Source organism: Paenibacillus oryzae, assembly GCF_001675045.1.
Classification (GTDB): Bacteria; Bacillota; Bacilli; order Paenibacillales; family Paenibacillaceae; genus Pristimantibacillus; species Pristimantibacillus oryzae.
In genome coordinates, this window is sequence record NZ_LYPA01000027.1 from 45,221 (window position 1) to 57,784 (window position 12,564).

Annotated in this window: 15 protein-coding genes and 1 other annotated feature (1 of these 16 running past the window's edge); all 15 genes read right to left on the reverse strand. The window is 52.1% G+C overall.

The annotated features are described in order from the left end of the window. Window positions 1-85, reverse strand: a sequence feature (ribosomal protein L10 leader region); it reaches 80 nt to the left of the window's first position. Window positions 86-104: 19 nt separating this feature from the next. Beyond that, window positions 105-797 carry a 50S ribosomal protein L1 gene (gene rplA, locus A7K91_RS02655; protein ID WP_068679394.1) on the reverse strand — a complete coding sequence of 231 codons (693 nt, stop codon included), beginning with the start codon at window positions 795-797 and terminating at the stop codon, window positions 105-107. A 109-nt stretch (window positions 798-906) separates the two neighbouring features. After that, window positions 907-1,332 carry a 50S ribosomal protein L11 gene (rplK, locus tag A7K91_RS02660; protein ID WP_068679396.1) on the reverse strand — a complete coding sequence of 142 codons (426 nt, stop codon included), beginning with the start codon at window positions 1,330-1,332 and terminating at the stop codon, window positions 907-909. 59 nt (window positions 1,333-1,391) lie between these two features. Next, window positions 1,392-1,925: a transcription termination/antitermination protein NusG gene (nusG, locus tag A7K91_RS02665; protein ID WP_068679398.1), complete on the reverse strand. Its 534-nt coding sequence runs from the start codon at window positions 1,923-1,925 to the stop codon at window positions 1,392-1,394. A gap of 24 nt (window positions 1,926-1,949) precedes the next feature. After that, window positions 1,950-2,159 carry a preprotein translocase subunit SecE gene (secE, locus tag A7K91_RS02670; RefSeq protein ID WP_068679400.1) on the reverse strand — a complete coding sequence of 70 codons (210 nt, stop codon included), beginning with the start codon at window positions 2,157-2,159 and terminating at the stop codon, window positions 1,950-1,952. 18 nt (window positions 2,160-2,177) lie between these two features. After that, the gene (gene rpmG / locus A7K91_RS25930) at window positions 2,178-2,327 is read right to left on the reverse strand and encodes a 50S ribosomal protein L33 (RefSeq protein ID WP_082967189.1); all 150 of its coding nucleotides are present in this window, start codon (window positions 2,325-2,327) and stop codon (window positions 2,178-2,180) included. Between the two features lie 294 nt (window positions 2,328-2,621). Next, entirely contained in the window at window positions 2,622-3,275 is a 654-nt protein-coding gene (sigH, locus tag A7K91_RS02675; RefSeq protein WP_068679402.1) for an RNA polymerase sporulation sigma factor SigH, read from the reverse strand. A gap of 223 nt (window positions 3,276-3,498) precedes the next feature. Then, the gene (locus A7K91_RS02680) at window positions 3,499-4,029 is read right to left on the reverse strand and encodes an NYN domain-containing protein (protein ID WP_068679404.1); all 531 of its coding nucleotides are present in this window, start codon (window positions 4,027-4,029) and stop codon (window positions 3,499-3,501) included. A 2-nt stretch (window positions 4,030-4,031) separates the two neighbouring features. After that, window positions 4,032-4,787, reverse strand: coding sequence for a 23S rRNA (guanosine(2251)-2'-O)-methyltransferase RlmB (gene rlmB, locus A7K91_RS02685; RefSeq protein ID WP_068679406.1), 756 nt, complete (start codon window positions 4,785-4,787; stop codon window positions 4,032-4,034). A 91-nt stretch (window positions 4,788-4,878) separates the two neighbouring features. Then, on the reverse strand, window positions 4,879-5,301 hold the full coding sequence (locus A7K91_RS02690) for a Mini-ribonuclease 3 (RefSeq protein ID WP_068679408.1): 423 nt from the start codon (window positions 5,299-5,301) through the stop codon (window positions 4,879-4,881). Further along, window positions 5,298-6,710 carry a cysteine--tRNA ligase gene (cysS, locus tag A7K91_RS02695; protein ID WP_068679410.1) on the reverse strand — a complete coding sequence of 471 codons (1,413 nt, stop codon included), beginning with the start codon at window positions 6,708-6,710 and terminating at the stop codon, window positions 5,298-5,300. The genes A7K91_RS02690 and cysS overlap by 4 nt, the downstream gene beginning before the upstream one ends. A 5-nt stretch (window positions 6,711-6,715) precedes the next feature. After that, on the reverse strand, window positions 6,716-7,369 hold the full coding sequence (gene cysE / locus A7K91_RS02700; protein ID WP_068679473.1) for a serine O-acetyltransferase: 654 nt from the start codon (window positions 7,367-7,369) through the stop codon (window positions 6,716-6,718). Between the two features lie 1,236 nt (window positions 7,370-8,605). After that, a complete protein-coding gene (gltX, locus tag A7K91_RS02705) occupies window positions 8,606-10,072 on the reverse strand; it encodes a glutamate--tRNA ligase (protein ID WP_068679412.1) in 1,467 nt (488 codons plus the stop codon). A gap of 3 nt (window positions 10,073-10,075) precedes the next feature. Beyond that, complete coding sequence (ispF, locus tag A7K91_RS02710) at window positions 10,076-10,564, reverse strand: 2-C-methyl-D-erythritol 2,4-cyclodiphosphate synthase (RefSeq protein ID WP_068679414.1); 489 nt, start codon at window positions 10,562-10,564, stop codon at window positions 10,076-10,078. Continuing rightward, window positions 10,539-11,276: a 2-C-methyl-D-erythritol 4-phosphate cytidylyltransferase gene (gene ispD, locus A7K91_RS02715; RefSeq protein WP_211274500.1), complete on the reverse strand. Its 738-nt coding sequence runs from the start codon at window positions 11,274-11,276 to the stop codon at window positions 10,539-10,541. Before ispD ends, ispF begins: the two co-directional genes overlap by 26 nt. Window positions 11,277-11,323: 47 nt before the next feature. Continuing rightward, the gene (locus A7K91_RS02720) at window positions 11,324-12,418 is read right to left on the reverse strand and encodes a PIN/TRAM domain-containing protein (RefSeq protein ID WP_068679415.1); all 1,095 of its coding nucleotides are present in this window, start codon (window positions 12,416-12,418) and stop codon (window positions 11,324-11,326) included. Window positions 12,419-12,564 lie beyond the last annotated feature (146 nt).

Genomic DNA, 12,564 nt, shown 5'->3' on the forward strand with positions numbered 1-12,564 from the left:
TCATCAACATTTTATCATAACACCTCGGTAGGAAATTAAGCCCGGCATGGGCACCTACTGTCTACGGTATGCGTATTCGATATAAGTGGTCGTTTCCCTTCGACTTAACGGTAGTTAGCAGTCGAAACGCGAGCGCCAGGGCCCATTGTGGAGGAAACGGCGATGTTTTTCAGGTAAACGCCTTTTGCTGCAGCCGGTTTGGCGCGAACAAGGGCATCAATCAGAGCTTTCAGGTTTTCGTCCAGCTTTGCGGAGTCGAACGAAACTTTACCGATTGGAGCGTGGATTTGACCCGCTTTATCCAGACGGTACTCGATTTTACCTGCTTTGATTTCTTGAACGGCTTTTGCAACGTCAAACGTTACAGTACCTGCTTTCGGGTTAGGCATAAGGCCTTTACCGCCCAGGATACGGCCGAGCTTACCAACTTCAGCCATCATGTCCGGCGTTGCTACGCAAACGTCGAATTCGAACCAGCCTTGTTGGATTTTGTTAATCATGTCAGCATCGCCAACATAGTCAGCGCCTGCTGCTTCCGCTTCTTTCACTTTTTCGCCTTTTGCGAAAACGAGAACGCGTTTTGTTTTACCTGTGCCATGCGGAAGGACAACTACGCCGCGAACCGCTTGGTCTTGTTTACGAGGGTCTACACCCAGACGCACTGCAACTTCGACGGACTCGTCGAATTTGGCTGTCGATGCTTTTTTAACAAGCTCGATTGCTTCCAGTGACTCATAGCTTGCTTCGCTGTCAATCAGCTTGGCAGCTTCAACATATTTTTTACCGTGTTTTGCCATTGTAAGTTCCTCCTTATGTGGTAGTAGCGGAGCATCCTCCTTGGGACGATCCTCCCACTTGCAGAGCCGTAAGGCCTGCACCCGATAATGTTGTCAAAACAAAACCGGATTAGTCAACGATTGTAACGCCCATGCTGCGAGCTGTGCCCTCAACCATACGCATTGCCGCTTCCACGGATGCTGCGTTAAGGTCTTGCATTTTTGTCTCGGCGATTTCGCGTACTTTATCACGCTTAACAGTAGCTACTTTCTTTTTGTTCGGTTCACCGGAGCCTTTTTCGATACCAGCTGCTACGCGGAGCAATACTGCTGCCGGCGGCGTTTTGGTTTCAAAAGTGAAGGAACGGTCCTCGAATACCGTGATCACGACTGGAATAATCAGACCTGCTTGATCCGCTGTACGAGCGTTGAATTCTTTACAGAACGCCATGATGTTAACGCCTGCTTGACCCAGTGCCGGACCGATTGGTGGAGCTGGATTCGCTTTACCTGCAGGAACTTGCAGTTTGACCATCTTGATGACCTTTTTTGCCATGATTCACACCTCCTTGCCTTGATATACAGGCGCATTGCGCCTATGTGCGAAGCTCTGCCTTAAACCTTTTCCACCTGAGTGTAATCCAGTTCAAGCGGAGTTTCTCTGCCAAACATGTTGACATGAACCTTCAGCTTTGCCTTGTCCAACAAAATCTCTTCCACCGAACCAACAAAATCGGCAAAAGGACCAACCTTGACGCGAACCGTCTCTTTCAATTCAAACTCGATCTTCGGCTTCGGCTCTTCCATGCCCATGTGCTTCAAAATCTGTTCCACTTCATCAGGCAATAAAGGAGTCGGCTTGGAGCCTGAACCAGTTGAACCTACAAAGCCAGTAACGCCCGGCGTATTGCGGACAACGTACCAGGAATCGTCGGTTTGAACCATTTCCACCAGAACGTAACCAGGGTAGACCTTGCGTTGAACGGTTTTTTTCTTGCCGTCCTTCTCCACCAGCTCGTCTTCCATTGGAACCAGCACACGGAAAATTTTGTCTTCCATGCCCATGGATTCAACTCGGCGCTCCAGATTGGTTTTGACTTTGTTCTCGTAACCGGAGTAAGTGTGCACGACGTACCATCTTTTTTCCATTACAAATCCACCTTTGGACCCTTCTTAGACAATTAGTTGAACCAATTCAGAGATTCCGATGTCAAGAAGCCAGAAGTAAATCGTCACAGCCACAACCGTCATTAAGACGACGATGGAATAGCTCGTCAGCTCCTTACGACTTGGCCAGCGAACCTTCTTCAGTTCCGCCCAGCTGTCGGCAAAAAAACCAAACGTTGTACCAAAGCCTTTTTTCACTTTCGCCAAAAAAGCCACGGTTCCACCTCCAATGGACTATCGCGTCTCGCGATGAGGAGTCTGCTCGTTACAGAACTTGCAAAACTTCTTCAACTCGATGCGGTCGGGGTGATTCCGTTTGTTCTTGGTGGTTGCATAGTTCCTTTGCTTGCAATTTGTACAAGCAAGCGTGATAATTACCCGCACCCAAATACACCTCCCGAACTGCTCAAAAATACGAATCACGAAACTCTATGTTAAAGTTCATTGATTCCAACCATAAATATCGGCCCATAACGAAAAAAAACCTCAAATCAAGGCCTACCTAAACAACTTTATCATACGCAATATCCCATGTCAACGAAAATTCTGTCTTCTTAAGCTCCGGCATTCCCTGAATTATTATCCAGTATAGCCGTTCCGGATAGCCGCTAAACCAATGAACCCTCTTTATTGCCCGAAAACGTCGGACAGCAAAGAGGGCTCGTTGATCGCTCCAAGCTAAATACCGCCGAAATCCCGCACTTCCAAATACTTCTCCAGCTTGCGCTTGACACGCTGCAGCGCGTTGTCGATCGACTTGACATGGCGCTTCAGATCCACCGCGATTTCCTGATAGGAACGTCCATCCAAATAAAGCATCAGAACCTTTCGCTCCAAATCGCTCAAAATCTGGGACATCTTGTCCTCCAGGCCAACAAACTCCTCCTGGTTGATGATGAGCTCCTCAGGATCGGATACGCGGGTGCCGCATATGACGTCAAGCAAGGTCCGGTCGGAATCTTCATCATAGATGGGCTTGTCCAGCGAAACGTAAGAGTTGAGGGGGATATGCTTCTGGCGTGTAGCCGTCTTGATCGCGGTAATGATTTGTCTGGTGATGCAGAGCTCGGCAAAAGCTTTAAAGCTGGCCAGCTTGTCTCCCTTGAAGTCGCGAATAGCCTTATACAGGCCAATCATGCCCTCTTGCACAATATCTTCCCGGTCTGCGCCGATCAGAAAGTAGGAGCGCGCCTTCGCTCTGACAAAGTTTTTGTATTTGTTAATGAGATATTCCAGCGCAAGGCTGTCGCCGTTACGGACCGCTTCAACGATATCTTCGTCTGTGCTGCATTCGTATTGTAGCGTACTCCACTCTTTGAGGTCGATACTCACAAACTATCCCTCCGGCCTGCAAGGCGTACACCGCGCTAGATTCATATTTTTCACCGTTAAACCTTAAAAATTGGTAATTAGAGGATGTTGCTTCCACGCATAAACATAGAGCCAGTATACATGATGAAACCTTACACCGTCAACCAATAGAGCGCCTGAAACGCATCGATTATTTAGAAGAAATGTAACTTTGTGGCAAGTTTTGCAAAAGCGGAATTTGCTGCTACTTGTCGCCTCTGCGCATCCGCTCCAGCTTGCTCCACACATCGAGACTGATGTTTTGGTCAAGCGTATTACGCTTGCCGGGCTTATCGACGCCCTCCCGTATGGAATCCCGGATCACCTTCACATTTTGGGTAATGTCGATATAGAGCTCGCGGGCGGACACGCGGAGCGCCCCTTTTCCAAAAGCAACATGCTGCTCCACCAGATCGGACGTAGCGACGTACACATTGCGCCTACGGGAGATAAGCTCCGTGCACAGGCGCTCGATGCATTCGTCAGCCGTCTCTTTTTCTCTGGTGTAAACAATAATAAGCTTATGCTGCTTGTAGGTCGACCCCAGACCAGAAACCTGGTGCGCGTCAAAAATTACATAGATTTGCATGCCGGTAAAGCCCTGATAATCGGCCAGCATGTCCAGCAAGCGGTCGCGCGCATCCTCCAGGTCCTGTTCCTTCAGCCGCTCAAGCTCGGGCCACGCCCCTATAATATTGTATCCGTCGACCAGAAGGACGTCGTTTTTCCGAGCCATCGCTACAAGCTCCGGCGCTGCCTGACAACCTCATACATAAGCACGCCCGCCGCAACCGAAGCGTTCAAGGAATTAAGACGGCCCAAAAGGGGCAGCTTGACCAGAAAATCGCATTTCTCCTTGATCAGGCGGCCCATGCCCTTGCTTTCATTGCCGATGACGACGGCCAGGGGCATGTCAAAGCGGGACCGGTATACATCCTCCGTCGCGGAGACGTCGGTTCCGGCAACCCACACTCCCGCTTCCTTCAGCTTATCGATGGTTTGCGCCAGATTGGTCACGCGGGCAACCGCTACATGCTCCGCCGCTCCAGCCGATGTTTTCAGTACCGTAGCGGTCAATCCCGCCGAACGGCGTTTTGGAATGATGACGCCATGTACGCCCGTGCACTCCGCTGTTCTCAGAATGGAACCCAGATTATGCGGGTCCTCAATTTCGTCAAGCAGCACCAAAAAAGGCTGCTCTCCCCGCTCCTTTGCAATGGCCAGCAAATCCTCGACCTCCGCATACGGAAACGGCGCAGCCTGCGCAATGACGCCTTGATGGGCAATATCCCCGCCAGCCATCGCTTCAAGCTTGCGCTTGTCAACCGTCATAACAACGATCCCAGCCTTTTTGGCCTCGGCTACAATAGCCCCTGCATTTTTCTGCGAGCCTTCGGCGATCCATATCTTATGAATGCTCCGGCCGGAACGCAGCGCTTCAAGCACGGGATGCTTGCCCGCGATCAGCTCTTCCTGATTCAATTGTTCTGACATTCTATTCACTCCTTAAGAGGTTGTTCAAAAAGCCCGCTTTCCCGCTTCCTATATTTCCGATGCTAAAATCGACACTTTTTGAACTCGTGCATTAATTGCGTTCTCTGATAGCCGCGTTTAACAGCTCGCCGATTCTCTCCAGCTTGCCCTGATAATACAAATAACCAATCAAACATTCCAGCGCGGTCGCTTGCCTGTAGTCGGCAACATCGGCATTTTTGGGCGGAGCGCCGGATTTGGAATTACGCCCCCTCCGAACCACATCCGCCTCTTCCTCGGTCAGCATCGGCTGAAGACGTTCAAGCAATCTCCGCTGCGCCTTGGCCGACACCATGCCGGTTGCCTCGCGGTGCAGGTGATGCGGCTTCTGATTGGGCAGTGAAATCAGATATTGCCTGACAACCAGCTCAAAAACGACATCCCCCATATACGCTAGCACAACCGGATTCATCTGTGAGGCTTCCTTATGGGGAAGATGGAACGCAAGCGGGTTTACATTCTCGCGATCCGTCATTTGCGCCGCCAGCGGATGCCTTGCGGCGTATCCTCAATGACGATATTCAGCTCATTCAGCCTGTCGCGAATTTCATCGGCGCGAGCCCAATTTTTGTTCTTGCGCGCTTCCGTGCGCTCCGCAATCAAGCCCTCAACTTCCTCATCCAGCGAGTCGCCGCCTTGATTCAGCGGAAGAAGCCCCAGCACATTATTCATTCTGTCGATTTCCGCCAGCAGCAGCTTAAAGCCTTCGATGCCCGCTTCGACATGATTCATGTAGTGATTGCTCTCCGTCACCAGCTCGAACAAAGCGGTAATGGCGTCTGGCGTATTGAAATCATCGTTCATTTTGGCCTCGAACTGCTCGCGGATCGCCTTTGTTCTAGTCTGCAGCGCCTGCAAAGCGGCATCTGCGCCCGCTCCTTCTCCCGCCGTCTCCAGCCTGTGGCGCAGGTTGGCATGGCAGTTGGCAATGCGCTCTACGCTGTTTTCAGCCTGCTGGATGGCATCGTCGCTGAAATTATGCGGGCTGCGGTAATGAGTGGACAGCATAAAGTAACGGATAGCCTGCGGCTTGATTGTTTTCACTAGCTCTTTTACACTAATTCCGTTGCCCAGCGATTTCGACATTTTCTGATTATCGATGTTGATATACCCGTTGTGCAGCCAATAGTTGGACAGCGGCTTGCCGGTCAGCGATTCCGATTGCGCAATTTCGCATTCATGATGCGGGAATTGCAGATCATGCCCTCCGCCGTGAATATCCATCGTGTCGCCCAGGTAACGGCGAGCCATCGCCGAGCATTCGATATGCCAGCCGGGACGGCCGGGTCCCCATGGGCTTTCCCAATTGATTTCGCCTGGCTTTGCGCCTTTCCACAGGACAAAATCAGCCTGATTTTCCTTGCGGTCGCCCACCTCGATACGAATACCGAATTGCAGCTCGTCGAGATTTTGATGTGAAAGCTTGCCGTATTCCGGGAAGGAGGAGGTCCGGAAGTACACATCCCCTTCGCTTTCATAAGCCTGCCCTTTTTCCACAAGCTCCCCGATAAAATTGACGATATCCTCAATATGCTCCGTCACCCGCGGATTGAGGCTGGCCTTATGAACGCCCAACGCCTCGATGTCCGCATTAAACGCCGCAATAAATTGCTCCGCCACCTCAGGCACAGTTGTGCCAAGCTCCTCCGCCTTGCGAATCAGCTTATCATCTACATCCGTAAAATTGGTCACGTACGTAACCTCGTAGCCCATATCCTCCAAATAACGGCGTACCACATCAAAAAAGATAACCGGACGCGCATTACCGATATGGATATAATCATAAACCGTAGGGCCGCATACATACATTTTGACCTTGCCGGGCTCTTGAGACTCAAAAGGCACTTTGGCGCGGCTAAGCGTGTTGTAGATGGATATACTCATATTTATTATTCTCCTTTATGACCAGGGCCGCGCAGGTCTTCCACCTGCGTCCTCAGCCCGTCGATTTCCTTCTGCATCGCGCGGAACATTTCAATAACGGGATCCGGAAGCCGGGTGTGGTCCAGCCTGTCTCCGACGCGTTCTCCATTGCGCCTCACGACGCGGCCGGGATTGCCGACCACGGTGCAGTTGTCGGGCACCTCGCGCAGCACAACGGAGTTGGAGCCTATATTGCAATTGTCTCCCACACGGAAAGAGCCTAAAACCTTGGCCCCTGAACCAACCACCACATTATTGCCGATGGTGGGATGGCGTTTGCCCTTTTCCTTGCCCGTGCCGCCAAGCGTAACGCCTTGATAAATGACGACATCGTCTCCGATTTCACAGGTTTCCCCGATAACGACGCCCATGCCATGGTCGATAAACAGCCGGTTCCCGATAACGGCGCCAGGGTGAATTTCGATTCCGGTCATGAAACGGCTGAATTGGGACACAAAGCGGGCCAGCGAAAACCACTTCCTTTTGTAAAAAGCGTGCGCGACCCGTTGCGCCCAGATCGCATGCAGCCCGGAATAAGTAAACACAACCTCAAACGTGCTTCTGGCGGCCGGATCATTGTCAAATACGGCTTTAATATCCGATCGAAGCTTTGACAGCACAAGCTCTCCCCCTTTTTGCCTTCGGCGGCCGTTGTCTCTATCTAGGGCCGTGACCGCATGTATGGCGGCTTCTTCAAGCATCAAAAAAGCCCCCGCAGCACACAGGTGCTGCAGAGGCGTTTACAATCGCGGTTCCACTCTGCTTGAACACATGTCCGGCTAACGCCGAAACGGTTCATCTCATGTCCGTAACGCAGACCTGCGTTGCTGCCTACCCCGCGCTTGCAGCGCAGCATGGCGCCTTTAACAAGCAGCGGCTCGGAGCAAAGCTCCCAGGTGCATATTTCCGTCCAAGCGGATTAGACAACTTTCAGCCCCATGCATTCATCGCTGCTCCGCGAGCGCATTACGCTCCCGCTTCCGATTCCATGACGGTTGTCCTCTCTGGAAATCCAATACCAGAACGTACTTCTCCTGTTCATAGCCGATACATCTATTTTATTAATAGACTATAGTATACCGAAAAGCGAAAAAAGTGCAAGGGCTTCTTGGGCCGGATGAATAAATGATGGCGGTCAAGTGATGGCGGTTCACCAGACGACAGAACGGCCTGGGTTTCTCCGCCCTGAGCTAACCAACAACAATCTGACGACCTGACAATCTGCTGGTCATCGACAACAATCCGTCAGTCTAAGATACTGGCAGCCATCAACAACAATCTGTCGTTCTGACGATCTAGCGGTCATTAATGACCGTCAAAAGTGCAAATAGGCAACATCGGCGAAAATAACGGACATCGCCGTCCACTAGAACTCAAAAACCAGCAATTATTGGCCAAAAATGAGCTGTTACGGACGCAAATGTCCTTTAAAAGCTGTATTCCTAGCAAAAAGCAGTTCTAACGGTCACCAATGTCCACAATGGATCGTGCCGTTCTCGAACGGCATGTAAGGACGTCAGACTGATTCAACAACAGAAACCACAGCGCTCTATACTAATTGAACGCCGGGGGCAAGGTCTGCACCTTACAGCGCTACTATGCTTTATCACGCAATTCAGACCTCCTTGCCTTCCCTGCAACACCATGCTTCATCATGCATTACAGGTCCCGCCGCCTTTCCTGCATCGCTATTCTTCATCATGCATCAAAGGTCCCGCCACCTCACCTGCACCGGCATGCTTCATCATGCATTACAGGTCCCTCGCCTTTTCTGCATCGCTATTCTTCATCATGCATCACAGGTCCCGCCGCCTTTCCTGCACCGCTACATCACCCAATACAGGCATGCGCCTTCCCTACACACTTTGACCAAGCCTGCTCCGCAGACGGGAAAGCACCTTGTCGCGGCCAAGCAAAGCTACCGATTGATTCAGATCAGGGCCATGCGTTTGGCCTGTCAAAGCAGCGCGGATCGGCATAAAGAGCGCTTTGCCCTTGCAGCCCGTTTCCTTCTGAACCGCCTTGACGGCATCCTTGATGGCATCCGCGGTAAAATCAGCGCTGCCTTCCAGCTGACTCAGAAAAGCCCCCAGCACGACAGGAACCGTCTCCTCCGCCAAAACGGCAGCCGCTTCCTCTTCATCCTGCACGTCCTGACGGAAAAACAGGTCAGTCACCGCCACGATGTCAGATGCGCTCCGAAGCTTATCCTGATGAAGCGCAACAAGCGCCGTCACCCACTCGCGGGTAGCTCCGTCTACCGTTTCGCCGATACGGCCCGCTTTTTGCAAATGCGGCAGGCACAAATCAACGATTACGCTTGTTTCGGTTTTTTTGATGTATTCATTGTTCATCCAAGCCAGCTTTTGCGCGTCGAACAGGGCTGGGCTTTTGCTCAACCGATTGGCATTAAACGCGGCAACAAGCTCCTCGCGGTTGAATATCTCCTGCTCGCCCTCCGGCGACCAGCCCAGCAGCGCAATAAAATTGAACAACGCTTCCGGCAAATAGCCCAATTTGTCGTATTGCTCGATAAACTGGATGATGGATTCGTCGCGCTTGCTCAGCTTTTTGCGGCTTTCGCTAACGATCAGCGTCATATGGCCGAATATGGGCGGCTCCCAGCCCAGCGCTTCATAGATCATGAGCTGGCGCGGCGTGTTGGAAATATGGTCCTCGCCCCGAAGCACATGGCTGATTTTCATCAAATGATCATCCAGCGCTACGGCAAAGTTATACGTAGGGATGCCGTCCTTCTTCACAATAACAAAATCGCCCATCTCCGACGTATCAAAAGAAATTTCGCCTTTGACCATGTCGTTGAACGTGTAGGTGCGGTTTTGAGGCACGCGGAAACGAATGCTGGCTACGCGGCCTTCTTCCTGAAACGCCTTCTCCTGCTCCGGCGTCAAATCGCGATGCCTGCCGGAGTAGCGGGGCGTTTCGCCGCGTGCTTGCTGCTCCTCGCGTTCCTGCTCCAGCTCCTGCTCCGTGCAATAGCAGCGGTAAGCCAAACCTTGATCCAGCAGCTGCTGCCAATATTCCTTGTAAATATCCAGGCGTTCCGTTTGCCGGTAGGGGCCATAGCCGCCGCCAATATCCACGCTTTCATCCCAATCAATGCCCAGCCATTTCAAATAGGTCAGCTGACTTTCCTCGCCGCCGGCCACATTGCGCTTCACATCGGTGTCTTCAATGCGGATAATAAACTTGCCGCCCTGGTTTCTTGCAAATAAATAATTGAATAAGGCCGTCCGGGCATTGCCGATATGCAGGTGTCCTGTTGGCGAAGGCGCATAACGCACGCGTACCTCTGATGTCATGAACTATCCCTCTCTTCCCTTGATCAAGCATACAACGGATTGTGCGGCAATCCCTTCGCCGCGTCCTGTAAAACCAAGCTGCTCGGTCGTTGTCGCTTTAACGTTTACCTGCGACAAATCCTCCGCTCCCAGCGCCCGCGCTATAACCTCCGTCATTTGCGGAATATAAGGCAGCATTTTGGGCTTTTGGGCAATAATAGTGGAGTCTATATTGCCAAGCTTATATCCTCTGCTCACGGCAAGCTCCCACACCCGCTCCAGCAGCTTGAGACTATCCGCATCCTTGAAGGCTTCATCCGTATCCGGAAAATGCTTGCCTATATCCCCAAGCCCCAGCGCTCCCAAAATAGCATCGCTAACGGCATGCAGCAGCACATCCGCATCAGAATGGCCAAGCAGCCCCTTCTCATATGGAATGGTCACGCCGCCAATGATGCAGGGACGCCCTTCAACCAATTGATGGACGTCAAAGCCTTGTCCTATCCGAATCATTCCGTTCTCCTCCCGTATCCGACGTCCGGCGCTGCGCAAGCAGAAATTCCGCGTAAGGCAAATCCTCCGGCGTCGTAATCTTTATATTGGTGTATTCCCCTTCCGCAACAACAACCGGAGTCCCTGTGCGTTCTACCACCATTGCATCGTCCGTTCCCAAGAAGCCCTCTTGCTCCGCTTTTTCATGGGCGGACAACAGCAAGCTGCGTCGAAAAGCCTGCGGCGTCTGGATGGCGCGAAGGGCCGAACGATCCGGCGTAGCCACTATGATGTCTGACGCATCGACCTGCTTGATCGTATCCTTCACTGGCACCGCAAGCACGGCAGCGCCCGTCGCCCTGGCAGCATCCGCGCAAGCTGACACAGCCTGCTCCGTCACAAGCGGACGAACGCCGTCGTGAACCATCACCCATTCGCAGGAGAGCGTCCGCAGTCCGCATAATACGGATTGCTGGCGCTCCGCTCCGCCGGCAAGCACCGCTGCAACCTTTGTCAAGCCGTAACACCCGGCCCATTCCAGACAGCGTTCTACATCGGCGCTGCCCACAACAAGCGCAATCTCGCCAATAAGGTCCATGCGCTGGAATACCTCCAGCGTATGGACCAGAATCGGTTTGCCGTCAAGCAGCAAATATTGCTTACTTTCCTCTGTTCCCATCCGCGAACCGCGACCGGCCGCAACGATGACAACACCCCATTTATCAATGGCCATTCATTCTACCTGCCTTAAGCTCAAGGAATTAGTACTATCATACCTTGTTACAGCGCTTTTTCCAACAGCTTTGGCTTGGCAAAAATCATTCGTCCCGCACTTGTCTGCAAAACGCTTGTCACCAGCACCTCCATCGTGGTGCCGATATAATCGCGTCCGCCCTCAACAACAATCATCGTTCCGTCATCCAGATAAGCGACGCCTTGTCCATGCTCCTTGCCGTCCTTGATCACCTGGACTACAATTTCTTCTCCAGGCAGCACGACCGGCTTGACCGCGTTGGCCAAATCGTTAATATTCAGCACCGAGACGCCCTGCAGCTCGCAAACCTTGTTCAGGTTGAAATCGTTGGTAACCACCTTGCCGCGCAGCGCCTTCGCCAGCTTGACCAGCTTGCTGTCAACCTCGCCAATTTCCTCGAAGTCGCCTTCATAGATCAACACCCTGACGTCAAGCTCCTTCTGGATTTTATTGAGAATATCCAGGCCTCTGCGGCCACGGTTGCGCTTGAGCAAATCCGACGAATCCGCAATATGCTGCAGCTCCTCCAGCACAAACTCCGGGATAACCAATGTTCCTTCGATAAATCCGGTTTTACAAATGTCCGCAATTCGTCCGTCGATGATCACGCTGGTATCCAAAATTTTATGCTCCTCGTACCGGGGATTTTCTTCCGGCTGCGGCGCAATGGGCTTTTCCATCAAGGCGGCAAAGCCGGTTGCAATTTCGTCCTGCTTCGCAAGCGCGATGCGAAGTCCTCCGTACCCAAGCCCTAATGCCAGCAATGCCGGCAGCAGACGGCCAATCCCTTGCAAATCGGCAACTGCAGGATGGAGCAGCACAGATAGCAGCAATCCGGCTCCAAGCCCGCAAATGCCGACCATCAGCTGCCTAAGCGGCAATCCCGCCATCAGCTCCACGCCTTTTCCAAAAAGCCTAGACGCAGGCGCCGTCAGAAACGAAGCCGCGATCCCGCCGATCAATGCACCAACTGCAACATTCATGTAATAAGTTCCGGACTGCTCCAGCATGCCGTATGACGGCCCCGACCACGCCGCAGTACTGTCCATCCACCCGTATACCTCTGCGCCGGCCATACCGCCGATCACAAGACCAATCAATTGAATGACTACTCTAACCATTACGGTTCACCTCCATTACAATTATGTTCCAAACTTTGGAACTCTAATCGGTGAGAGAGTGAAAATTTGCAAAAAGGATATAACCTCTGCCGAAATTTTTGGAACTGACACAAACCTTAAAAAGAATCCCGAAGTAAACCTGCGGC